Genomic DNA, 20923 nt, shown 5'->3' with positions numbered 1-20923 from the left:
GCCATGAGCACGACCACAATGCCTCCACAACTCCTGGTGCTGGGCCTGGGCCCGGGCGATGATGCCCTGCTGACCCAGCAGGTGCGCGACAGCATTGCCAGCGCCAGCGACGTATTCGGCTACTTTCCCTATGTGGCGCGGCTGCAGGGCCTGGAGCACCTGCAACTGCACGCCAGCGACAACCGCGAGGAACTGGAGCGTGCGCGCAATGCCTTGGATCTTGCAGCCCTGGGCCGCAAGGTGCTGATGCTCTCGTCGGGCGACCCGGGGGTGTTCGCCATGGCCAGTGCCGTGTTCGAGACGCTGGAGCAGGCCAGCCCCGAGGAGCATGCCCGCTGGCAGGGCGTGGACGTGCAGGTGCAGCCGGGTATCACCGCCATGCTGGCAGCGGCAGCTCGCCTGGGCGCGCCCTTGGGACATGATTTCTGCACCATCAATCTATCCGACAACCTCAAGCCCGCGAAGATCATCGAGCGCCGCATCCGCCTGGCCGCCCAGGCCGATTTCGCCATGGCCTTCTACAACCCCTGCTCGCGCTCGCGCCCCGAGGGCTTCTCGCGCGCCCTGCAGGTGCTGCAGCAGGAGTGCGAGCCCGAGCGCCTGATCTGCTTTGCCCGCAACGTCAGCCGCCCCGATGAGACGCTGCGGGTCGTACGACTGCTGGACGCACGAGCCGACATGGCCGATATGCGCACGGTGGTGATTGTGGGCAACAGCCAGACCAGGCGGGTTGGCAGGCATGTCTACACCCCGCGCAGCTATGAGGCCGGAAGCAGCACTACCTCTGCCGTAACAGAGCATGCCTGAGCGCACACAAGGCCTTGTCAGGCACAGGTGCTCAGCAACGCTGGCGGCGCAGCCACTCCATGGCCTGCTGAGGGCTTTGGCACTGGGTGCGCGACGCCAGCACCGGCCTGTCAACCATGATGACCGGAATACCCAGTTGCCGTGCGGCCTCGATCTTGGCATAGGTATCTGCGCCACCGGCGTTCTTGCTGACGATGCAGTCGATGCGGTACTGCCCGAGCAGCGCCAGCTCATCGGCGAGCCGGAACGGGCCGCGCGCCACGATCAGCTCATAGCTGGATGCAGGCAAAGGCAAGGCGCCGCCCTCCTGGTCGATGACGCGCAGCACAAACTGGTGCTCGCCGGCCAGGCCCGCAAACGCCGCCAGCTGCTTGCGCCCAATGGCCAGAAACACCCGCTTGAACATGGGGTCCAGGGCCTTGGCGGCCGCCGCCATATCCGGCACATGCTGCCATTGATCACCGGGCTGCGCCTGCCAGGCTGGCCGCTCCATGCACAGCAAGGGCAGATCCAGTTGAGCGCAGGCCGCGATGGCATTGGCACTCATCTGTGCCGCGAACGGGTGGGTGGCGTCGATGACATGGGTGATGTGATGCGCGCTCAGGTAATCGACCAGCCCCGGCACGCCGCCAAAGCCGCCCACACGTACCGGCAAGGCCGGAGTACGGCGCGTCTGGGTGGCCCCGGCATAGGAGTAGATGGCTTGCACCCCTGCCTCATGCAGCAGCGTGGACAACATATAGGCATCGAAAGTGCCGCCTAACAGGAGAACTTGGGTCATGGCCAATCCGTGGCTTTCAATTATCGGAATTCATCCATCAGGGCTGGAAGGCCTGAGCCCTGCAGCGCGACGAGCCCTGGATGATGCCAGTGTTGTGTTCGGCAGTCCGCGTCATCTGGCACTGGCGCAAACAGGGACGCGTGGCAGGGCCTGGCCTGTGCCCTTCAGCGTCGAGCCCGTGCTGCAGTTGCGTGGACAGCAAGGTGTGGCCGTGCTGGTGTCCGGCGATCCGTTTCACTTCGGTGCTGGTGCATCTCTGGCCAGGCACCTGCAGCCGGGCGAGTGGCGCAACTACCCTCAAGCCTCGACGTTTTCCTGGATTGCTGGCGAGCTGGGCTGGTCCCAGGAGCGCACCCATTGCCTAGGCCTGCATGCCCGCAGCCTGAGCAGCCTGACACCTCTGCTGGCGCCTCAAGAACGCTTTATCTGCCTGTTGCGTGACGGTCCGGCCGCTCACACCCTGGCGCAATGGCTGCTGCAGCAGGGCTGGGGCGACAGCCCTCTGTGGCTGGTGGAGCAGGCAGGCAGCGATCAGCAGGACATACGCAGCGGCACGGTGCGCGAGCTGGCCGCACTGTTGGCAACCCATCCTGCCAAGGCCCCTGTGACTGCAGCTTTCGAAGCACGCGGCGGAAAAGGCCTGTCCCGGGTACCTGGCAGGCCCATCAGTGAGTTTGCACATGACGGGCAGATCACCAAAAGCCCGGTGCGCGCCATGACGCTGGCCGCGCTGGCTCCGCGTCAAGGCGAGTGGCTCTGGGATCTGGGTGCGGGTTCGGGCTCGGTCGCCGTCGAGTGGTGTCTGGCGGGGGGCCAGGCCATCTGCGTGGAGCAGCATGCCGCGCGTGCGGCCAATATTGCGCAGAACGCGCAGCGCCATGCGGCAGCGCTTGAAGTGGTTCATGAGCACGCCCTGGCAGCCCTGCCCCGTCTGCAGCCAGAGCCACAGGCCATCTTTGTCGGCGGCGGCTTCAGCGCCGAGCTGTTCGATGCCCTGTGCATGCGCCTTTCCGGGCCTTGGCGGCTGGTGGTGAATGCCGTGGCGCTGCACACCCAGGCACTGCTGCTGGAACTGCACCGCACGCATGGCGGCCAACTGTATCAGCTGCAATGGAGCGAAGCACAGAGTCTGGGCAGCATGCATTCCTGGGCCCCGTCTCGCCCCCTGGTGCAGTGGGTCTGGAGCAGCCAATGAGATATTTGTTCGCAGGCTGGGGATTTCAAGCCGCTGCCCTGCCTCAATCATTCGAGAGCTGCTGGACCCAGGTCCGCCATATGCTCGAGAGCGCGGATTCAGCGCCCTGCCACTGGACCTTTGCCCTTCTGAGCATCAGGAGCCAGACCTCAGCGGCCCGCGCCTTGCAGGATTGGGCGGGCCAGATTCCGGGCCATATCGACTGGAAGACCTATGCCGAAAGCGCGATTGCGCATATCGCCACACCATCCCATTCCGCAAGATTGCAGCAGCGCTTTGCCACGGGCAGCGTTGCAGAAGCCCTGGCCCTGCATGCCGGCGCCGTCCTGCCCCATAGCCGGCTGCTGGTGCTGCGCACCGTTTCGGCAGACCGACGTGCGACGCTGGCGATTGCCGGCTTGCCGCTGCCCACACCATTTATCCCTGGAGTTTTGTCTTGACCGTTCATTTCATCGGAGCCGGCCCCGGTGCGGCCGACCTCATCACCGTTCGCGGGCGTGATCTGCTGGCCGCATCGCCGGTGTGCCTGTACGCAGGCTCGCTGGTACCCAGCGAGTTGCTGGCGCACTGCCCTGCCGGAGCCCGTCTCGTCAACACCGCCCCCATGTCGCTGGAAGACATCGTGGCAGAAATTCAGACCGCACACGGGCAAGGGCAGGATGTCGCCCGCCTGCATTCCGGTGACCTGAGCATCTGGTCTGCCATGGGCGAGCAGTTGCGCGCCCTGCGCGCATTGAACATCCCCTACACCGTCACGCCCGGTGTCCCCGCCTTCAGTGCCGCAGCCGCGGCCCTGGAGGCCGAGCTGACTTTGCCCGGCTCCTGCCAATCGGTGGTGCTGACACGTACTTCGGGCCGGGCGTCAAGCATGCCCGACGGCGAAACCCTGGCCGCCTTCGCTGCAACCGGAGCCGTACTGGCGATTCATCTGTCGGTTCATGTGGCCGAGCAGGTGCAGCAGGAACTCACCAGCCATTACGGTCCAGATTGCCCTGCAGCCATTGTCTGGCGCGCCTCATGGCCGGACGAGCAACTGCTGCGCACCCGAGTGGGAGATATCGCCAGCGCCGCCCAATCCAATCCGCTGCAGCGCAGCGCACTGATTCTGGTCGGGGCCACACTGAGCCAGCAGGATTTCGGCAACAGCCGACTCTATGCCAATGACTACGATCGCCGCTACCGGCCGCGCGGCGACGAACCGCGCTTCCCTCGCGGAACCGAGGGCGCCTGATGCTGGAGCTGTTCCTGATCGGCATCGGCACCGGCAACCCCGATCACCTCACCCGGGAAGCAGAGAAAGCGATTCGCGGCGCCGACCTGGTTCTGTTGCCGCACAAGGAGGATAGCAAGGCCGAGCTGGCCCAGGTCCGCCTGTCGCTGCTGCAAAGCCTGGCCGTGGAAGAGAGCCGAATTGCTCACTTCGACATGCCGCAACGCCGTCAGCAGGGATCGGACTACGACCAGCAGGTGGACGAATGGCATGACGCCATTGCCCGGCGCTGGCAAGCCAGTCTTCAGGACCGTCTGCCTGCCCGCTCGGGACGCGTGGCCCTGCTCGTTTGGGGCGATCCGGCCCTCTACGACAGCACGCTGCGCATTGCCTCGCGTCTGGGCCTGGCCCGCGAACAGGTACGCGTCGTGCCTGGCATCACGTCCATGCAGGTACTGTGCAGCGCCCACGGCATCGCCCTCAATGAAATCGGTGAACCCTTTCTGATCACCACCGGCCGCCAGCTGCGCGAAAACGGCTGGCCATCCGCAGTGAACACCCTGGTCGTGATGCTGGATGGCCAACGCAGCTATGAACAGCTGAAAGACACCGATGTCGACATCTACTGGGGCGCCTATCTGGGCATGCCACAGCAATTGCTCATGCATGGCCGACTTTGCGACATCGCCCCAGACATCACCATCAGGCGCGCCCAGGCCCGCGAGCAAAATGGCTGGATCATGGACATCTACCTGCTGCGCAGGGTTGCGGCACCCTGACCCAAGGTCGCCAAGGCGCGTCCGTCGCCTGGCAGGTACACCGGATCACCGTGCGGTGTGCTTCACCGCATCAAGGATTCGATGACCCGGGATGTTCAGCTTGCTTGCCAATGCCAGCCTATGCGGACGCCGGTACTGCTGCATGGGTCAGTTCGAGCCGACGCCAGAGCCTGAGCATCTCCTGCAGCAGCGCTGGCGCATGGTCTGTACGATACACCGCACCCAGCGGCGGCAAGCCACCCTCGATACGCACATCCAGCGTACGCACACGCCCCTGGGAACGCAGTCCCGGCAGGATGCTGCGAGGCACCAGCGATACGGCCCCAGGCTGGGTGAGCAGGCCCTCGAGCACGGGCAGGGACACGGTGGAGGCCGGAAACCAGGAGGCATCCTCCAGCACGGGCAGCACCTCGGTCTCCACGATATGGCGTACCGCAATGCCAAAGCTCGGCAGCACCCAGCGCGCCCCCCTCAAGGCAGGCAGCGGCACATCGCGCCGCCCGACCAGCGGATGACCTGCATCCGCAATCACCACGGCCGCATCCAGCAGCAGCGGCTCGAAGGAAAACTCCACCGGCAAAAGCTGGGGCTGGCGACAGAACACCACATCGAGTCCGCAAGCCATGAGCTGCGACAGCAAAGGGGCGCTGGCGTCCTCATGCACATCCACATAGACCTGCGGGTGTGCCTCGTAAAAGCGTGGCAGCAGCTGGGAGAGCACCGACAGCGCAGCTGCCGGAATGGCCCCGAGGCGCAACGCAGCCGAAGCCCCGCGCCGGATAGAGGCCAGCGATTCGGACACTTCCTGCAGTCCCACCAGCATGCTGCGTGCCGAATCGATCAAGGCCTGGCCTGCCACTGTGGGCCGCATGCCACGCGCATGACGCTCGAACAGTTTGATGTCCAGCACCCGCTCCAGCTCGGCCAGGGCCTGGGTAGCCGCTGACTGGCTCATGCTCAGCTCCACTGCCGCCTGCATGACCGAGCCACATTGCTGCAAAGCCAGCAAAAGCTGCAACTGACGCAGCCGTACCTGCTTGACCATGCGGGAAAAGAGCAAGCGGCCCTCGGGGCTTGCCGCGCCTGCTCCGGCCTGTATCTGAGAAAAAGAAGAGTCAGCAGCCATGATTTCAACGGATGTCGATCGCTTCCACAAAGTTCGTTGCAGCCTCTCGCCAACGCCGGCGCCGAACACAGCCAGTGTTCGAGGGCGAGCCACTCGCATCGAGCATCGAAATGACCGTGATTCGGATGGCTTGCACGCATCCGACTGTGCGTTCACTCCCGCTTGAGCGTTCGCAAGAAACGCTGCGACACCGCATTGTCATGGCAATTGCCCCGTCTGCTGATGACAGAGCGCCGAACCAGCCGCTCGTGAACCTCATGAGAGCGATCAATGCATGGGCCTACCCAGTCGCTGACTCGCCTTTGAAATCGCATAGTTCACAAGGCAGTAAAGCGCCGCCACGACCAGGTACACCGGCACCAGTGAGTGGTAGTTCGCTATGAGCACCTTGGCGTTCTGCATGAGTTCACCATAGGTGACGACATAGCCGAAGGTGGTGTCCTTGACCACGATGACCAGTTGCGCAACCAGGGCCGGAACAATGTAGCGAAGGGCCTGAGGGAAGACGACGAAGAAAAAGACCTGGACTTCGGTCAACCCCAGGCTTCGCGCGGCATCGGTCTGGCCGCGCGGAACGGCGAGCACGCCCGCGCGGTATACCTCGGCAACCACGGCTGCGGTACTCAGGCCTATGGGCAAGGTCAGCATCCAATAGGTGCTCAGCTTGATCCCGATCGATGGCAACACCAGAAAGCAAACATAGATGAGCAGCAGCGTCGGCGTGCCGCGCAGGAACTCGATGACAGCAATGCTGGGCCAACGCATCAGCCTCAGCCGCGACAGCCGCCCCAGCAACAGCACCAGCCCGAGGACCAGAGCAATGACGGCGGCCATCGCCGACGATGCCAGCGTACCGAGCAGACCTTTGGCAAGAAAGCTCCAGGTCGTCAACCAGGCAAAGAATTCCCAATACGGGGCATCGAGCTGCCCTGCCGAATGGAAGCGGAACACGATTGCCACCGCCAGCAAAAGCAGCACGGCTGCGACGATCGCGCTCACCGCGTTGGTGACAGCCCGGGCCTGGGGGCCTGGCGCAGCAAACAGAATGTCCTCCAGAGAGCGGCTCATCGCAGTATCCGCACTTTCTTTTCCAGAGCCGCGCCGGCCAAGGCGATGAGCAGGCCTGTCGCTACATACATCGTGGCAGCCACGGCGAACGCGGCAATGCCGAGTGCCGAGTCGTTGGCGATCTTGGATACGAGTGCGGTGAGCTCCCGGCCTGGAAACGGCAACTGCGACGCCAGAGAAGTCGACAGCATCAATGCAATCAGCAGCGAAGTCATCGGCTGCACGACCGAACGCAGCGCCTGCGGCAAGACCACGGCAGAAACAATCTGCAGCGGCCGCATGCCCAGGCTGAGTGCGGCCTCAATCTGGCTGCCAGGAATGGTGTTGATACCCGAGCGCAGGTAGTCCGCCGTGAACGCGGAGCAGACCAGAGTCAGCGTCAGGATCACGCTGGGCTCATAGTCAATCACGATGTTGAGATCGGGTAGCGCGAAAACGATGAAGATCAGCAGCGCTACGCTGGGAATATTGCGGAAGATCTCCACGTAGATAGTCAGAGCCAAGCGCAACGGCGGCAATGGCATAAGCCTAAGCACCGCGACGATCGTGCCCAGCATGACCCCGGGCACAAAGGACACCACCGTGAGCTTCCATGTCAGCAAGAGGGCCTGCCAGAAGGCAGGCCCATGGTCGGCCAGGAGTCTTGAAACCTCACCCATTGTTCAAGGCAGGGCGGGCGGCGTCGGAACAGTGGTGCTGCCGGTGCGCTGGCCTATGGAGACAGTCCAAAGCTTGGCCCAGGTACCGTCAGCCTCCAGCTTCTTCAGGAAGGCATTGATAAATGCTACGCCGTCCGAACCCTTGGGCAGTCCAACTCCATAGGGGTCCTGCGCGCCGAATGGCGCGCCCGCCAGCCGCGCGTTGCTGGTGCCAAGGCTCAGGGCGTTGAGCAGCAGCGTGTAATCGGTCACGTAGGCATCCACGCGCCCCTGACGCAGTGCATCGAGGGCTTCCTGATGTGTCTGAAACTCCTGCACGACAGCCTTGGGGGCATACTGAGCCAATATCGCAGGCCCCGTGGAGCCCGCTTGCGTGGCCACCTTCTTGCCGCCCAGGTCGTTGTACGACTGAACCGTCTTGTTGTTCGACTTGACCAGTACGCCGGACTGCGATGTGTAGTAAGGGCCAGCAAACGAGATCTTCTCGGCGCGAGCAGGAGTGATGGAGTAGGTGGCGAAGACCATGTCCACCTGATTATTGATAAGCACCTGCTCACGCGTGGACGAGGTCACCTGCGTGAACTGGTACTTGGCGGCATCGCCCAGAATGTAGCGAGTGATGAGCTGGGCCAGGCCCAGGTCAAAGCCGCGGATCTTGCCGTCTTTCTCATTGAGCAGCGAGAAAAGATTCGAGGTTTGCGTGCTGCCGAGGCGCAGCGTGCCAGCCTGTTTGATCTTGCTGGCCCAGGTGCTTGATGCGATGGTCGCCGCATCGGCCACAGGCCCCTGCGCAACCAGTGCGTCATAGGCCGCTGCATTGATGGGAGTGCCCTGTGCGAAAAGCGACCCACCGGTCACGATCGTCAGTGCCACCACGGTGGATTTCAGAATGGATTTGATCGACATGCGGTCTTCTTGGATGGTCTGCGACGCGAATCAATATAAAGCAGCATTTGGAATGCGCGAGCCGCTCGTCCGAGCGTAGCCACCATTGTGCACACAATACAGCCCTTGTGCCCCAACACGGCACGACGCCGCCAACAGTCTCAGGCCTTGCCTAGCACTCATTCGAGAGACTGACCCTGCCGGCGTCCGGCTATGGCAACTAGCGAACAGTCTGAACTCAAGCTCGATGCGATTGCTGGTACCAAGCCGGCCAAGCAGCACCTGCCGCGGGCAAGGCAATATTGCCGCCTATCACTCAGGCTATGCTGGCTACGTGGCCTCACCAACCAGACCGCTCGGTCACCAGCTTGACCGCTTCAACCTTGAATTCCCAGCTGCACTGCCGTCTCGTTCCCATAAACCACCTCCGGTTTTATCTTCCTCCTTAACAAGGTGTCTTTGAAACCGGCAATAGCCCAAACATCGCCGCTGGACTGCGAGTAGCATAAGGACCGCCATGCTAAGTGCCCGATACTCTACCCTCAGCTTAGCCTTGAGATGTGGCTGAGCTAGGAGGCTCTCTCTGATATCAGCGGCTGGCCCGTGTGCTCTGTAACGCAAAGAGGTGTTGGAAGGTCGCCGAATGTGCCCCCTTAGAGTGATCAGGTCTCGCCCATTGCTCCTTCAAGATGAGCTTCAAGTGACCGAGCGCGCAACATCGCGGCGGATGGATAGAACACCAACCAGGCCAATGATGGCTGCGACGATTACAAAATAGGCAGGAGACTGCTTATTCTCGGTCATCTGTACCAGCTTGACGGCCACATAGGGGGCGGTACCGCCAGCAATGATCACGCCCAAGTTCCAGCCGGTGGCAACGCCGGTGTAGCGGTACTGCGGCTGGAACAGCAGTGGCAGCAAGGTGTAGGCGCTAACCTGGGTGGCAACCGTGTTGAGCATCAGCACCACATAGGCCCACGCAGCGACCATCAGGCTGCGCTCCATCAGGCCCATCATCGGGTAGGTCAGGATGATGTAGCCGATCAGGCCAACCAGCATCAAGCGGCGCAGACCGATGCGATCACCGATATAGCCGCCCAGCGGCATCAGCAGCGCAGACAGGCCGATGGCCAAGGTGGCGACCCAGTACACATTGCCAGCGGGGTAGCCCAGTTGCTTGACCAGATGGATACTCATGTAGGTCAGCCCGATATAAGCCGTGCCATTGGTGGCGGCGCTGATCGCGGTCGATTGCAGCAAGGCCTTGGTCTGCAGGCGAAAGACGGCACCAATGGGCGAATGCTCTTTTTTCTCGGGCTTGCTCTCATAGGTTTCCTTGACGCGGGTACGGGCCCAGATGCACAGCAGGGTCAGCGGAAGTGCCAGCAAAAAGGGTATGCGCCAACCCCAGGAACTCATCTGCTCGGGCGTGGTGAGCGCGGTGACCGCGCCAGCCACTGCGGCCGCAACGGCAAAACCACCGGTCGATCCCATTGGCGTGAAGGCGCCAAAGGTGGCCTTCATGTGCGGTGGCGACGACTCCGAGATAAAGGTTGCCGAGCCCCCTACTTCGCCACCGGCCGAGAAGCCTTGCAACAGGCGCACCAGCACCAACAAGGCGGTGGCGAAATAGCCCATCTGCTCAAAGGTGGGCAGCAATCCCATCAAGGTGCTGCCGATGCCCATGCAGATCAGCGTGCCCAGCAGCGCCGTCTTACGGCCGTACTTGTCGCCTATATGGCCAAACACGATGCCGCCCAAGGGACGAACGAAGTAGGCCGTGCCAAACACCGCCAGTGCGGCCAGCAGCGATACCGTCGGGTCGCCGCTGGGAAAGAACAGCGGCGCAATCACGACGGCCATGTAGCCGTACAAGCTGAAATCGTAGTATTCGATCAAGGTGCCCACAAAACCCGAAACCGCTGCGCGCTTGGCATCGGCGGGTGCTCCGCTCTCACTGGCCTGCGCTGCTGCACCAGCGCTCAAGGTGTTCGCATTCGTCATGATTCATCCATTCGGAAAGGTGGTTTGGATAGAGGGCAACTCCACAAGAGCCACCCCTGGGTTCACATCGGTGCCGAGGGCTTTGTCGCCCCCTTGTCTCGCGGCACCAGTGTTCAAGACGGAAACAGGGAAATCGGGAAATGCTTGGTTGTTTAAGTGCTACGGCACGACGACGACTACCTCGCCAAGCGCCGCTTGCAGCGCAGGCAGATCGCGCAGTTGCAGCGCCGACGGCGGGCCAAACTGTTCGCGCATCAGGGTCTTCATCGCACGCCTCCTTCTTTGAACAGCCGGCGCACCACCGACTCGGCCACACAAGCGGGTTTGCTGTGGCCTTCCAGCGCTACCGTGGCGTTGAAGAGCATCTGCACACCACCGGCAACCAAGCTGACCTCCGTCAGCACAAAGCAGCTGCGCAGCCGGCTGCCCGCACGCACCGGTTGCATAAAGCGCACCCGGTTCAGGCCGTAGTTGATGCCCAGGTCGCAAAACGGAAGCAGGCTGGGCATAAAGTCCTCGTAGTGCTTGCCGAGCAGGGAAAGCGTGAGGAAGCCATGCGCAATCGTGCCGCCAAAGCCGGACTCCTGCGCCGCACGCGCCGGGTTCACATGGACCCACTGAAAATCGCCGGTCGCCTCGGCAAAGCGGTCGATGCGGTTCTGGTCCACCTCCACCCAAGGGCTGACATACAGCTCGGAGCCGGTCAGGGCTTGCAGATCGTCGACGTTTTGGCAGACGGGCACCTGCAGGCCACGGTCTTGGGCGGGCGGGTTCAGTAATTCGTTCATATCGCCTCCTTAGCGCCCCTGGAACACGGGGCTGCGCTTGTGCAAGAAAGCCTGGACAGCCTCCTGGAAATCCTCGGTCATCAGGCCCAGCACCTGGGCATGGTTCTCCAGCTCGATGGCTGCGGCCAGGCTCGGGGCATCTAGGTTCTGCCACATCAGCCGTTTGGTGTGGGCCGTGGCATAAGGCGCATGGGCGGCGATCTGGCGCGCGCACTGCAAGGCCCGCTCCAGCAGTTCGGCCGCTGGCAGCACCTCGCTGACCAACCCTATGCGCAGCGCCTCGTCCGATGCAACGGGGCGGCCGCTCAGCATCAGCTCAAAGGCACGCCCGGCGCCGATGAGGCGCGGCAGGTGGTAGCTGATGCCGCATTCGCCGGCGGTGATGCCGATCTTGACGGCGCCCACATGGAAGGCAGCTTGCTGCGCGGCAAAGCGCACATCCGCCGCCAAGGCCAGCGCCATGCCTGCGCCCACCGCCACGCCGTTGACGGCGGCGATCACCGCCACGCGGGTATCGCGCAGGCGCTGCACCAGCCCAGCAAAGCTCTGCTGCAAATCCATGTTCTCGCGCACCGTGGCCGGCATCTGCCCGTTCTCATCCAGCAAGGATTTGAGGTTCAGGCCGGCGCAAAAGCCCTCCCCGTCGCCGGTGATGACCAGCACGCGCTGGCTGGCATCCGACAGGCAGGTATCCAGCAGCCCGTGCAGAAACTGCAAATCCGGCAGGCTCAGCGCATTGAGGCGCGCGGCGCGCGTCAGACGCAGCAGCGCAATGCCCGGCTGCAGGGTCTCCAGGGTGGCGGCATCTGTTGGCATGCGGGCGCCCTCCTTCAAGCCTGGGCGGCGAGCAGCTCTTGGCGCAGCACGCGCTTAAGCAGCTTGCCGTTGGCATTGCGTGGCAGCAGATTGCGGCTGACGGTAAAGCTCTCGGGCACCTTGTAGTCGGCCAGGCGTTCTGCGCAAAAGCGGCGCAGCGCCTCGGCCTCCGTGTGCTTGTCGTCTCGCAAGGTCACAAACACATGCACGCGCTCACCCAGCACCGGGCAGGGCTTGGCCACCACTGCGGCCTCCAGCACATCGGGGTGTTCGCACAAGGCGTTTTCCACCTCCACGCTGAAGATCTTGTAGCCACCCCGGTTGAGCATGTCCTTGCGGCGGTCCATCACATAGACAAAGCCCTGCGCGTCCATGCGGCCCACATCGCCGCTGCGCCAGTAGCCATCAACAAAGTTCTCCTGCGTGGCCTGCGGGTTGTTCCAGTAGCCCTTGGCCACCATCGGGCCCTTGAGCCAAAGCTCACCGACCTCATCGGCCGGCAAGGGGTGACCATCGTCGTCCATCACCGCGATATCGGCGCAGGGCAGCGCCAGACCCACGCTGGCCAGATGCGTGCGCGTCAGCTGCGCGGGCATCACCGCCACCGGTGAGGTGGTCTCGGTCGCGCCATAGCAGTTGGACAGGCGCAACCCTGGCAGCCATTGCGCCAGCCGGTCGATGGTCTCCGGCGGCATCGGCGCGCCGCCAAAGCCGCCCACGGTCCAGTGCGAGAGGTCATGCTGGCGGCAGTTTTCCTGCAGCAACAGCAGCTGGTACATCGCCGGCACCATGATCGTGAAGCTGATGCGCTCCTGGGCGGCCAGCGGCAGCATCTCGGCTGCCTTGAAATGCGGCACCACTACCAGGGCGCCACCCAGGCCCAGAGTCACTGCCATCAGCGCCACCAACCCGGTGACATGACTGAGCGGCACCACGGCGCAACCCCGCACCGTGGCATCCAGCCCCAGCGCCTGCGCGTAGTGCAGGATGGTATGCACAATGCCCAGATGCGTCAGCATCGCCCCCTTGGGAAAACCGGTGGTGCCCGAGGTATAGACCAACATGGCCAGGTCTTCTTCGTCCAAGGCCTCGCACTGTGGCAGTGGCGCATGGGCCAGCAACTGCGCAAAGGCCTGGGCCGCATCCGGCGCGCCACCCACCGCCACCTGGTACCGCAGCGCCGGCGTCTCGCCCATGCCGGCTACCACGGCGCCCAGCGCTGCATCATGGATCAGCACCACCGCCTCGCAATCGCGCAGGATGTAGCCAATGCCGGCCGACTGGTCGCGGATGCTCAGCGGCACCACCACCGCGCCGATGGCCATCGTGGCGTAAGAGGCGATCACAAACTCCGTGCCATTGCCCAGCAGCAGCGCCACGCGGTCGCCCTTGGCGACACCGCGTGTGCGCAGCGCGGCTGCCACGCGCATGACCCGGTCTTGCAGCTGTACCCAACTCAGGCGCTGCGCACCGCAGACCAGCGCCTCGGCTTGGGGTTGGCGCCGGGCCGCCTGCTGCCACATGGTGATGACATCGTTTGGCCGCTCGGCAAAGCAGCGCATCACACGCTGGTCGTAATGGGTTTCCAGCCTCAGCTGGGGGGTGGGTGTGGACGGAGTCATGGTCATCAAGCCTCCTGCAGCACGGGCGCCTCGGGCACGCCAGCGCGGCGCGCGGCGCTGGCCAATGCCTCTTGGCACTCGGCCACCATGCGCTGCACCAGCTTTTCGCAGCTGGGTACATCGTTCACCAGGCCAACCACCTGGCCGGCCCAGACCAGACCGCCATCGACATCGCCGCTGTGCAGCGCGGCGCGGCCGCGCTGACCGGCAACCAGCGAGTGGATCTCGGCAAACTCGCAGCCGCCGGGCCGGCGCTCGGTGGCCACCACCTGGTCCGATATCGCGTTCTTCAGCACCCGGCCGGTGTTGCGGAGCGTGCGGAAGATCAACTGGGTATCCCGCTCGCCGGCCTTGACCAAGGCGCGTTTGATGTCGTCGTGGATCGGTGCCTCGATCGTTGCGCAAAAGCGCGTGCCCATGTTCACACCTTCGGCGCCCAAGGCCAGCGCAGCGGCCAGCCCGCGCCCATCGGCAATACCGCCGGATGCGATCACCGGAATGCGCAGCGCGCGGGCGGCCAGCGGGATCAGCACCAGGCCGGCCACATCGTCCTCGCCCGGGTGGCCGGCGCATTCAAAGCCATCAATGCTGACGGCATCGACCCCATTGCGCTCGGCCGACAACGCATGCCGCACGCTGGTGCATTTGTGGACGATGCGCATATGGCCGCGCTTGGCTTTTTCGATAAAGGCCACGGGGCTGTTGCCGGCGGTCTCCAGCACGCGCACACCGCTGTCGATGGCCGCATCCAGGTAGGCCTCATAGGGGGGCGGCTTGACCGAGGGCAGAATCGTCAGGTTCACGCCAAAGGGCTGGTCCGTCATCTCCCGGCAGCGGGCGATCTCGCGCGCCAGCGCCTCGGGCGTGGGCTGGGTCAGCGCAGTCAGCACGCCCAGGCCGCCGGCGTTGGAGACGGCCGATGCCAGCTCCGCCGTGCCCACCCACTGCATGCCGCCCTGGATGATGGGGTAGCGGATGCCCAGCAATTGCGTAATACGTGTCTTCATAGGATGCCTGTGGCTTGCGTTCATGAATGGGTTGGTCGATCAACTGCTCAGCGGCCTTGAAACCGCGCTGCGCGCTTCTCGCGGAAGGCGCTGATGCCTTCCTGAAAATCGGCCGTGCCGGCGCACTGGGTAAAGCTGTCGGCTTCCTTGTCGAGGTGGGCATCCAGCCCGCGCTCCAGGACGCTGCGCAGCAGCTGCTTCATATGGCCCAGCGCATGAGTCGGGCCTTGGGCCAGGCGCTGCACCAGGGCCTCGGCCTCGGCTGCCAGGCGGTCCTTGGCCACCACGCGGTTGACGAGGCCCAGGCGCAGGGCCTCGGCCGCCTCCAGGTTGTCGCCCAGCAGCGCCAGTTCCATCGCCTTGCGCAGGCCCAGCACGCGCGGCAGGCCCCAGGAGGTGGAGCAGTCGCAGCTTGCGCCGATCAGCGGATAGGCCACCCCAAAGCGCGTGCCCTCGGCAGCAATGGCCAGGTCGCAGGCCAGCATCAGCCCCAGGCCGCCGCCCGCCACCGCGCCCTGCACGGCGCAAACCACGGGGGCCTGCAAGGCCGTCAGCAGGCGGATGCCGCCATGCATGCCGGCAATCAGCTGCGCAGCGGCCTGCTGCGGATCGGCGCGCATTTCATCGAGGTCGCCACCGGCCATAAAGGCCCGGCCTTCGCCTGTGATGAGCACGGCGCGCACCTGCGGGTCGCCGGCAATGTCCTTGCAGGCCGGGTGAAAGGCGGCTGCCATGCCACGGTCAATGGCGTTGAGCGCCTGGGGGCGGTTGAAGCGGATATGCGCCACGGCGCCGCTGCGCCAGTGCAGCACGCTGCCGTCCGGGTTCTGGTCGGGATAGGTCATCGCAAGCTCTTCAGTGGCTGGTGCTGTAGTAGGCGGCGGTGGCGCCCAGGTTGTCGCGTGCGCGGGCCAGCTCGGCGCGGGCAATGGCGCGCAGGTGCACCTCGTCCGGGCCGTCAAAAAAGCGCATCGCCCGGCCCCAGGACCAGAGGTAGGACAGGGGCGTATCGGGCGTGATGCCCATGGCGCCGAACACCTGGATGGCGCGGTCCAGCACGCGGGTCTGCAGCTGCGCCGCCACCAGCTTGATGGCCGACACATCGATGTGCGCCGCCTTATTGCCGAACATGTCCATCTTCCAGGCGGCCTGCAGCACCAGCAGCCGCGCCTGGTCGATCTCGACGCGGGACTGGGCGATCCAGTCCTGCACATTGGCGTAATCGCTCAGGTGCTTGCCAAAGGCGCGGCGGGTGAGTGCGCGCTCGCACATCATCTCCACCGCCAGCTCACACTGGCCAATGGTGCGCATGCAGTGGTGTACCCGGCCAGGGCCCAGGCGCGCCTGCGCCAGCGCAAAGCCGCTGTGCTCCTCGCCCAGCAGGTTGCTGACGGGCACGCGCACATCGGTATAGGTCACCTCGCAATGCCCTTCGGGGGCGTGGTGGTGCATGATCGCTACGTTGCGCACGATGTTCAGGCCCGGCGTATCCAGCGGCACGATGACCATCGAATGGCGCTGGTGGCGGGGCGCATCGGGGCTCTCGTCGCTCACGCCCATGACAATGGCGAACTTGCAGTTCGGGTGCAGCGCACCGGTGGTGAACCACTTGCGGCCGTTGATCACGTACTCATCCCCTTCGCGGCGGATGGTGGTGCAGATATTGGTGGCATCGGACGAGGCCACATCGGGTTCGGTCATCGAGAAGCAGGAGCGGATGCTGCCGTCGAGCAAGGGCTTCAGCCAGCGCTCATGCTGCTCGGGCGTGGCAAACAGGTGCAGCAGCTCGGTGTTGCCGGTATCGGGTGCATTGCAGTTGAACACCTCGGCCGACCAGTAGACCCGGCCCATGATCTCGGCCAGCGGGCTGTACTGCATATTGCTCATGCGGGTGCCGGGCTCATCGTCACGCAAGCCGGGCAGGAAAAGGTTCCACAAACCGGCCTCGCGCGCCAGCTGCTTTAGCGGCTCGACCACCTCGGTCGGGTAAGCGCCCGTAGCCGCTATGCGCTCGTAGTCGTGGTAGCGGGGCACCACATGGCGCTCCATGAACTGGCGCAGCGTGCGCTGCATCTGCTGCGTGTCCTCGGGGTACTGGAAGTTCAAGAGCGTCTCCTGTAAAAAATTCAAAACACTGCCGCTGGAGTCTCGATCGCCTCCAGCCCACGCTGGGCCAGAGCCTGGGCCATGGCGCCCACCTCCGAGGCGTTGTCGGCCACCGCATTGCCCCGCGCGGCGCGGGCGGCAATGCCTTCAAAGATGACGGCCCAGCGCATGAACGCAAAGGCCCAGTGGAAAGGGGCGGCCTGGCGGGCAGGATCGCTGCGGCCGGCGCGCTGGTAGAAGTGCGCGAGGTATTCGGACTCGGACGGAATGCCCAACGCCGCCAGATCCAGCCCGCGCAGCCCGCCAAACTCCTCGGGCAGGGTGCGCCAGGCCACCGTGTTGAAGGCCACATCGGCCAGCGGATGGCCCAGGGTGGAAAGCTCCCAGTCCAGCACCGCCACCACCCGCGCCTCCGTGGGGTGGAACAGCAGGTTGTTGAGCTTGAAGTCGCCATGGGTCAGCGTGGTTTCCTCATCGCTGGGGCGGTTTGCGCCCAGCCAGGCCAGCAGCTCATCTATGGCCGGGTTGGGTGCTATGCGCGACAGATCCCACTGCTTTTTCCAGCGGTGCAGCTGTCGCTCAAAAAAGCCGCCCTCCTTGCCAAAGCCCTCCAACCCGGCGGCGCGCCAGTCCACCGCATGCAGGGTGGCCAGGGTGTCGGCCATCGCCAGGTAGATGGCCCGGCGCTCGGCCGGGCGCATGCCGGCAAGTGCGTTGTCGTTGAACACCCGCCCTTCGACCTTTTCCATCAGGTAGAAAGGCGTGCCGACCACATCGCTGCCTGCGTGGTAGAGCAGCATCTGCGGCACGGGCAGCGCCGTAGCTGCTAACGCCTTCATCACGCGGTACTCGCGGTCCACCGCATGGGCCGATGGCAATACCTCGCCAGCGGGCTTTTTGCGCAGCACCATGTGCCGGCTGCCGTAGCTCACAAAAAAGGTCGGGTTGGACTGCCCGCCGCCAATGACCTGCAGCGCCATCTCTCCCTGCAGCCCTGGCAACTGCGCGCGCAGAAAGCCGTCCAAGCGGGCCGGGTCAAAAACTTGCGGGTGGGTAGAGGGGGAGCTGGAGGGAGTCATCGAGCAAGGGGATTGAATGGGTTGCAATCGCAGTCAGGCAAAGCTGCGCCCAGGCCGTCCGCAGACGGCATCGTGGTGTTGACGTTGGAAAAAAGGCGCTTAGCTGCGCACAGGACGGCGGAGCGCTACAGCGCCAGTGCTGGGGCTGTAGATGGGATCAGGTGCGCAATCCGCCTAGCGATGTGGCATGAACATGGCTTGTCTCCTGTCTTTGCTATTTTTAGCCATCATGCGGCCAGCCGCTCCACCCCGCCCCCACCCGATGTGGGTGGCTCGGGTTTCCCCCTGCCATGTGGGCGATCAGCCCTGCACCAGGCCCAGGTCGCGCGCCCGGGCCACGGCATCATCGCGGCCCACCACCTTGAGCTTGCCGTAGACATTGCGCAGATGCCATTTGACGGTCTCGGGCGAGATGCCCAGTACCTGGGCGATGCGCTTGTTGGACATGCTGTGCGCAAGCGCCCGCAAGATCTCCAGCTCCCGCTCGGACAGCGGCTCGCTGAGCCCCGCCTCCTCGGGCTGCTGCAGGCTGCGGTAGCGCTGCGATTGCTGCTGCAGCCGCTCCACATAAAATGCCAGCAGAGGATCGGAGGCGCCAAAGGTCTGGGCACAGGCCTCGGCCAGCAGCAGCGCGGGCTCACCCAGGTCGAGCAGGCTGCGCACCAGGCCCAGCTCCTGGCCTTGCAGCAAGGCATCGCGCATGACCTCCAAAGCCTGCTCCTGCCGGCCCAGGCGGCTCAGCAGCAAGGCGCGCAGCACCAAGGTGGCGCAGCGGTCGCGGCGCTGCAAAAGCGCGCTGTCGTCCCGGCCGCGCTCGCCCAGCGCCTCCAGCGCGGCGCGGTCATCCAGGTTGGCCTCGTGGAACAGCGCCTGCGTGTAGCGCGCCATGCCGGTGATGCGCAGGCTCACGGGGCTGTGGGCATCGGCATGGCGCTGGGCCAGCAGCTCCAGCTGGCCCAGCATCTGCCGCGCGCCCTCCAGATCGCGCATCTGCAGCAGGCAGCGCACGCGCTCGCCCATCGCAAAGGCCAGCAGGCGGTCGAGGGATCGGCGCTGGGCGATTTCTTCGATGCGCGCCAGGCCCTCGATCGCTTCGAGCGGGTTGCCGTCCAGCCGGCTCAAGCGTGCGCAGACCAGGGCCACGGTCACCAGCGCATCGGGCAGTACCACGCGCTCGGTGGTGTCGAGCCGGCCGTCGAGCAACTGGCGCAGCTCGTCGAGCTCATTCGTCTCATACAGCACGGCCGCCAGGTAGGCGGCGGCATTGCAGGCCATCTCGCTATGGCGGCCCAGCGTTTTTTCGGCATGGGCGAGCGCATCGCGCAGCACCGGTTCGGCATGGCGCACATCGCCGGCATACAGCCAGGACAGGCCGCGCAGCGATTCGGTCATCAAATGGCCAAAGGCCGAGTCGAGCAGCGGCGTGCCGTCCTCCAGTAGGGGTGGCGAGCCGCGCAACACCTCGCGCGCCTTCTCGTACTCGGCACTGTGGCCGTACATCCAGCCCAGCAGGTTGCGCTTGCCGCCCACCAGCACGGCATCATCGCCCTGCTGGATGGACATCAGCTCGGGCAGCAAGGCCTGCGCGGTGCCCAGGTCATCCTCCTGCAAGGCCAGCGAGAAGGCCAGCAGCACGCAGTGCGCGCGGCCTTCATGGTCGCGCTCGCCCAGCTGCGTGCGCAGCGCATTCAAGGTCTCGTGGCAGGCGGCGAGCTTGTAGTAGCACAGCTGGGTCCAGCCCAGCCACAGCAGCAGCGCCGGCCGGGCATTGACGATGGCGCGCGGCAGCTCGGACACGGCGCGCACCAGCTGCTGCAGCTGCCCGTTCAAAAACAAAGCACGCGCCCAGCGTTCCACCCAATGCACGGCCTGCTCCATGTCCCCGGCCTCGACCGCATGGTGCACGGCATCGCGCAGATGGCGCCGGGCACCCAGCCATTGCGCCAGGGCCGCATGGGTGCGCTGGCGCTCGGCCTGCGGCAGTGATTGGAAGCGGGTCAGCAGCAGCTCGCGAAACAAGGGGTGGAAGCGGTACCAGCCCTGGCTGGCGGCATCCTGCAGCGGCAGCACAAACAGGTTCTCGCGCTGCAGCCGCTCCAGCAAGGCGGGGCCGACGGGCTCGCCAGCGATGGTGATGGCCAGCGCCTGGTTGAAGCTGCGCGCCGCTGCCAGTCGCGTCATCGCATCGATCTCGTCCTTGTCGACCTGGCACAGCACCTCGCGGTTGAAGTAGGCGCTGAAGTCCTGCGCGTTCTGCACCGGAGATGCGGGGGTGCGCGGCTGCAGCGCCAGCAGCTGCAGGCCTGCAGCCCAGCCATCGGTCACCTCCAGCAGCTGGCGCGCCATGGCCGGGCTGGTGCTGCGCGGCTGGCGGGCCTGCAAAAACTGCTGCACTTCTTCCAGGGTAAAGCGCAGCTCGGCGGGGCCGATCTCTTCGAGCAGGCCCTGGTCGCGCAGGCGCGCCAGGCGCAGCTGGGGCATGCTGCGCGAGACGATCACCAGCCGCAAGGCGGGTGGCGCAAAATCCAGCAAGGTCTGCAGCGCCGCACCCGCGCGCATGTCGCCCATGTTCTGCCAATCGTCAATCACCACCAGCAAAGGCCGGCTGCGCGCCAGAAAAGCACGCAGCAAGGCGATGACAATGGCATCCGCGCGCGCCTCGCCCCCCCGGTTGAACAGCAGCCGCGCCTCGCGTGCGATGTCGCGGTCAACGCGGTCGAGCGAATCGAACAGCGCGGCCATCAGCGCATACCCGTCGTCGCCGGGCTGCACCGTCACCCAAGCCGCGTCATGGCCAAAAGTCAGCGCCTGCGCCCGCCACTGCAGGGCCAGCGAAGTTTTGCCGCTGCCCGCCGGGCCGTGGATCAAGAGGCAGGTTTTGCTTCGGGCCTCAGACAAGCGCGCCAGAAGGTGTTTGCGCTCGATGCGCCTAGGCTCCAATCGAGGCAGTGTGGGATTTGTCTCGTTCACTGTTTTTATCGTTGCCCGGTA

General features: G+C 64.8%; 19 protein-coding genes. 5 read left to right on the top strand and 14 right to left on the bottom strand.

Going from position 1 to position 20923, the window contains the following annotated elements:
* The first annotated feature begins 18 nt into the window (after positions 1–18).
* A complete protein-coding gene (gene cobJ / locus CTR2_RS10425) occupies positions 19–807 on the top strand; it encodes a precorrin-3B C(17)-methyltransferase (RefSeq protein WP_087084148.1) in 789 nt (262 codons plus the stop codon).
* 31 nt (positions 808–838) lie between these two features.
* Here cobJ and CTR2_RS10420 read toward each other — a convergent pair whose 3' ends face one another.
* Positions 839–1594 carry a cobalt-precorrin-6A reductase gene (locus tag CTR2_RS10420; protein WP_087084149.1) on the bottom strand — a complete coding sequence of 252 codons (756 nt, stop codon included), beginning with the start codon at positions 1592–1594 and terminating at the stop codon, positions 839–841.
* On the opposite strand from CTR2_RS10420, the gene cbiE reads away from it, so the two are divergent.
* Genes cbiE through cobF form a run of 4 tightly spaced genes read left to right on the top strand, consistent with a single transcriptional unit; the run spans position 1587 to position 4772 of the window.
* The gene (gene cbiE / locus CTR2_RS10415) at positions 1587–2783 is read left to right on the top strand and encodes a precorrin-6y C5,15-methyltransferase (decarboxylating) subunit CbiE (protein ID WP_087084150.1); all 1197 of its coding nucleotides are present in this window, start codon (positions 1587–1589) and stop codon (positions 2781–2783) included. The genes CTR2_RS10420 and cbiE overlap by 8 nt on opposite strands.
* Positions 2780–3223 (top strand): cobalamin biosynthesis protein, encoded by a 444-nt coding sequence (locus CTR2_RS10410; protein ID WP_087084151.1) that lies wholly within the window; start codon positions 2780–2782, stop codon positions 3221–3223. Before cbiE ends, CTR2_RS10410 begins: the two co-directional genes overlap by 4 nt.
* Positions 3220–4014 (top strand): precorrin-4 C(11)-methyltransferase, encoded by a 795-nt coding sequence (gene cobM / locus CTR2_RS10405; protein WP_087084152.1) that lies wholly within the window; start codon positions 3220–3222, stop codon positions 4012–4014. The genes CTR2_RS10410 and cobM overlap by 4 nt, the downstream gene beginning before the upstream one ends.
* Positions 4014–4772, top strand: a complete 759-nt coding sequence (gene cobF, locus CTR2_RS10400) for a precorrin-6A synthase (deacetylating) (protein ID WP_087084153.1) — start codon at positions 4014–4016, stop codon at positions 4770–4772. The genes cobM and cobF overlap by 1 nt, the downstream gene beginning before the upstream one ends.
* 118 nt (positions 4773–4890) lie before the next feature.
* Here the strand turns inward: cobF and CTR2_RS10395 are convergent, their stop codons facing one another.
* The 13 genes from CTR2_RS10395 to CTR2_RS10335 all read right to left on the bottom strand — a co-directional run bounded on the left by CTR2_RS10395 (position 4891) and on the right by CTR2_RS10335 (position 20902).
* A complete protein-coding gene (locus CTR2_RS10395; RefSeq protein WP_087084154.1) occupies positions 4891–5898 on the bottom strand; it encodes a LysR family transcriptional regulator in 1008 nt (335 codons plus the stop codon).
* Between the two features lie 267 nt (positions 5899–6165).
* Positions 6166–6966 (bottom strand): amino acid ABC transporter permease, encoded by an 801-nt coding sequence (locus tag CTR2_RS10390; RefSeq protein ID WP_087084155.1) that lies wholly within the window; start codon positions 6964–6966, stop codon positions 6166–6168.
* Positions 6963–7625 (bottom strand): amino acid ABC transporter permease, encoded by a 663-nt coding sequence (locus CTR2_RS10385; protein WP_087084156.1) that lies wholly within the window; start codon positions 7623–7625, stop codon positions 6963–6965. The genes CTR2_RS10390 and CTR2_RS10385 overlap by 4 nt, the downstream gene beginning before the upstream one ends.
* A 3-nt stretch (positions 7626–7628) precedes the next feature.
* Complete coding sequence (locus tag CTR2_RS10380; RefSeq protein ID WP_087084157.1) at positions 7629–8531, bottom strand: glutamate ABC transporter substrate-binding protein; 903 nt, start codon at positions 8529–8531, stop codon at positions 7629–7631.
* 675 nt (positions 8532–9206) lie between these two features.
* Positions 9207–10514 carry an MFS transporter gene (locus CTR2_RS10375; protein ID WP_087084158.1) on the bottom strand — a complete coding sequence of 436 codons (1308 nt, stop codon included), beginning with the start codon at positions 10512–10514 and terminating at the stop codon, positions 9207–9209.
* 263 nt (positions 10515–10777) lie between these two features.
* Complete coding sequence (locus CTR2_RS10370; RefSeq protein ID WP_176391672.1) at positions 10778–11302, bottom strand: MaoC family dehydratase; 525 nt, start codon at positions 11300–11302, stop codon at positions 10778–10780.
* A 9-nt stretch (positions 11303–11311) separates the two neighbouring features.
* A complete protein-coding gene (locus tag CTR2_RS10365; protein WP_087084159.1) occupies positions 11312–12118 on the bottom strand; it encodes an enoyl-CoA hydratase/isomerase family protein in 807 nt (268 codons plus the stop codon).
* A 14-nt stretch (positions 12119–12132) separates the two neighbouring features.
* On the bottom strand, positions 12133–13746 hold the full coding sequence (locus tag CTR2_RS10360; protein WP_217896243.1) for a class I adenylate-forming enzyme family protein: 1614 nt from the start codon (positions 13744–13746) through the stop codon (positions 12133–12135).
* The gene (locus tag CTR2_RS10355; protein ID WP_087084160.1) at positions 13746–14747 is read right to left on the bottom strand and encodes an NAD(P)H-dependent flavin oxidoreductase; all 1002 of its coding nucleotides are present in this window, start codon (positions 14745–14747) and stop codon (positions 13746–13748) included. Before CTR2_RS10355 ends, CTR2_RS10360 begins: the two co-directional genes overlap by 1 nt.
* A gap of 47 nt (positions 14748–14794) precedes the next feature.
* Positions 14795–15592, bottom strand: coding sequence for an enoyl-CoA hydratase/isomerase family protein (locus CTR2_RS10350; RefSeq protein WP_087084161.1), 798 nt, complete (start codon positions 15590–15592; stop codon positions 14795–14797).
* A 10-nt stretch (positions 15593–15602) separates the two neighbouring features.
* Positions 15603–16853 carry an acyl-CoA dehydrogenase family protein gene (locus tag CTR2_RS10345; protein ID WP_238707657.1) on the bottom strand — a complete coding sequence of 417 codons (1251 nt, stop codon included), beginning with the start codon at positions 16851–16853 and terminating at the stop codon, positions 15603–15605.
* Between the two features lie 20 nt (positions 16854–16873).
* A complete protein-coding gene (locus CTR2_RS10340; RefSeq protein WP_087084162.1) occupies positions 16874–17932 on the bottom strand; it encodes a phosphotransferase family protein in 1059 nt (352 codons plus the stop codon).
* A 300-nt stretch (positions 17933–18232) separates the two neighbouring features.
* Positions 18233–20902 (bottom strand): winged helix-turn-helix domain-containing protein, encoded by a 2670-nt coding sequence (locus CTR2_RS10335; RefSeq protein ID WP_087084163.1) that lies wholly within the window; start codon positions 20900–20902, stop codon positions 18233–18235.
* Positions 20903–20923: the final 21 nt, after the last annotated feature.

The sequence above is a fragment of the Comamonas thiooxydans genome, assembly GCF_002157685.2.
Taxonomy (GTDB): Bacteria; Pseudomonadota; Gammaproteobacteria; order Burkholderiales; family Burkholderiaceae_C; genus Comamonas; species Comamonas testosteroni_H.
This window is presented reverse-complemented; position numbering and strand designations above follow the sequence as displayed.

What these genes read in the sequence shown, in the direction of transcription:
- CTR2_RS10395 (WP_087084154.1), bottom strand. Translation starts at nt 5,898, where the DNA reads ATGGCTGCTGACTCTTCTTTTTCTCAGATACAGGCCGGAGCAGGCGCG.
- cobF (WP_087084153.1), top strand. Translation starts at nt 4,014, where the DNA reads ATGCTGGAGCTGTTCCTGATCGGCATCGGCACCGGCAACCCCGATCAC.
- CTR2_RS10360 (WP_217896243.1), bottom strand. Translation starts at nt 13,746, where the DNA reads ATGACCATGACTCCGTCCACACCCACCCCCCAGCTGAGGCTGGAAACC.
- CTR2_RS10365 (WP_087084159.1), bottom strand. Translation starts at nt 12,118, where the DNA reads ATGCCAACAGATGCCGCCACCCTGGAGACCCTGCAGCCGGGCATTGCG.
- CTR2_RS10340 (WP_087084162.1), bottom strand. Translation starts at nt 17,932, where the DNA reads ATGACTCCCTCCAGCTCCCCCTCTACCCACCCGCAAGTTTTTGACCCG.
- cobJ (WP_087084148.1), top strand. Translation starts at nt 19, where the DNA reads ATGCCTCCACAACTCCTGGTGCTGGGCCTGGGCCCGGGCGATGATGCC.
- CTR2_RS10385 (WP_087084156.1), bottom strand. Translation starts at nt 7,625, where the DNA reads ATGGGTGAGGTTTCAAGACTCCTGGCCGACCATGGGCCTGCCTTCTGG.
- CTR2_RS10370 (WP_176391672.1), bottom strand. Translation starts at nt 11,302, where the DNA reads ATGAACGAATTACTGAACCCGCCCGCCCAAGACCGTGGCCTGCAGGTG.
- cbiE (WP_087084150.1), top strand. Translation starts at nt 1,587, where the DNA reads ATGGCCAATCCGTGGCTTTCAATTATCGGAATTCATCCATCAGGGCTG.
- CTR2_RS10355 (WP_087084160.1), bottom strand. Translation starts at nt 14,747, where the DNA reads ATGAAGACACGTATTACGCAATTGCTGGGCATCCGCTACCCCATCATC.
- CTR2_RS10380 (WP_087084157.1), bottom strand. Translation starts at nt 8,531, where the DNA reads ATGTCGATCAAATCCATTCTGAAATCCACCGTGGTGGCACTGACGATC.
- CTR2_RS10390 (WP_087084155.1), bottom strand. Translation starts at nt 6,966, where the DNA reads ATGAGCCGCTCTCTGGAGGACATTCTGTTTGCTGCGCCAGGCCCCCAG.
- CTR2_RS10350 (WP_087084161.1), bottom strand. Translation starts at nt 15,592, where the DNA reads ATGACCTATCCCGACCAGAACCCGGACGGCAGCGTGCTGCACTGGCGC.
- CTR2_RS10375 (WP_087084158.1), bottom strand. Translation starts at nt 10,514, where the DNA reads ATGACGAATGCGAACACCTTGAGCGCTGGTGCAGCAGCGCAGGCCAGT.
- CTR2_RS10410 (WP_087084151.1), top strand. Translation starts at nt 2,780, where the DNA reads ATGAGATATTTGTTCGCAGGCTGGGGATTTCAAGCCGCTGCCCTGCCT.